Below are 1,568 nucleotides of genomic sequence, written 5' to 3'. Positions count from 1 at the left end.
GAATGGGGTTGCGGAGTTTACGGCAACCTATACGRTTACACAGKCKGATGTGGATGCGGGATCGGTAGAGAATACAGCAACGGCAACAGGYACACCTCCTACAGGAAGTGATGTGACGAATACAGATACAGAGACGATCACGGTTGACAGTTCGGCAGGAKCATCGATCAGYATAGMTAARTCAGCGAGTCAGTCTAGCTATGTTGTTGACGATGTGATTACCTACACGTTCAGGGTAGAGAATACTGGCGACTTCACGTTGAGCAATGTAAATGTTGTGGATGCGTTGCCAGGTTTGGGAGCAATCACCCAGACATCAGGYACGACTACGTTGGCACCGAATGGGGTTGCGGAGTTTACGGCAACCTATACGATTACACAGTCGGATGTGGATGCGGGATCGGTAGAGAATACAGCAACGGCAACAGGTACACCTCCTACAGGAAGTGATGTGACGAATACAGATACAGAGACGATCACGGTTGACAGTTCGGCAGGATCATCGATCAGYATAGMTAAATCAGCGAGTCAGTCTAGCTATGTTGTTGACGATGTGATTACCTACACGTTCAGRGTAGAGAAYACTGGSGACTTCACGTTGAGCAATGTAAATGTTGTGGATGCGTTGCCAGGTTTGGGAGCAATCACCCAGACATCAGGTACGACTACGTTGGCACCGAATGGGGTTGCGGAGTTTACGGCAACCTATACGRTTACACAGGCTGATGTGGATGCGGGATCGGTAGAGAATACAGCAACGGCAACAGGCACACCTCCTACAGGAAGTGATGTGACGAATACAGATACAGAGACGATAAATGCAATTCAAAATATCTCATTAAGCATCAGCAAATCCGACAACGGATCSACTGTGACGCAGGCAGGCGAAGTGATCACCTACACGTTGACGGCAACGAATACAGGTAATGTGACGATAGGAAATGTTGTGATCACAGATCCATTGACAGGCTTTGAAGAGAATGTTGGAACATTGGCACCGGGTCAGGTAGTGGTTAGAGAGACTAGCTATACGGTTACGCAGTCAGATGTAGATTCTGGTTCAGTGTTGAACACAGCCTTTGTAAAAGGAGAGAATCCGAACCCAGAAGGAGAAGATCCAGAGGGCGAGACAGAGATAGAGACACCTATAGACAACAATGCAGGCTTGAGMATCAGCAAATCCGACAACGGATCCACTGTRACGCAGGCAGGCGAAGTGATYACMTACACGTTGACGGCAACGAATACAGGTAATGTGACGATAGGAAATGTTGTGATCACAGATCCATTGACAGGCTTTGAAGAGAATGTCGGAACATTGGCACCGGGTCAGGTAGCGGTTAGAGAGACCAGCTACACGGTTACGCAGTCAGATGTAGATTCTGGTTCAGTGTTGAACACAGCCTTTGTAAAAGGAGAGAATCCGAACCCAGAAGGAGAAGATCCAGAGGGCGAGACGGAGATTGAGACACCTATAGACAACAATGCAGGCTTGAGCATCAGCAAATCCGACAACGGATCCACTGTAACGCAGGCAGGCGAAGTGATTACATACACGTTGACGGCAA

General features: G+C 48.3%; 1 protein-coding gene. It reads left to right on the top strand.

Annotation, left to right across the window (positions count from 1 at the left end):
• On the top strand, positions 1-1,568 hold a 1,568-nt coding region (locus tag MM213_RS20580; protein WP_439647574.1), incomplete at both ends, for a CLIPPER-2 domain-containing protein.

Origin of the sequence: Belliella alkalica (assembly GCF_022549785.1) — a bacterium.
Lineage (GTDB): Bacteria > Bacteroidota > Bacteroidia > Cytophagales > Cyclobacteriaceae > Belliella > Belliella alkalica.
This window is presented reverse-complemented; position numbering and strand designations above follow the sequence as displayed.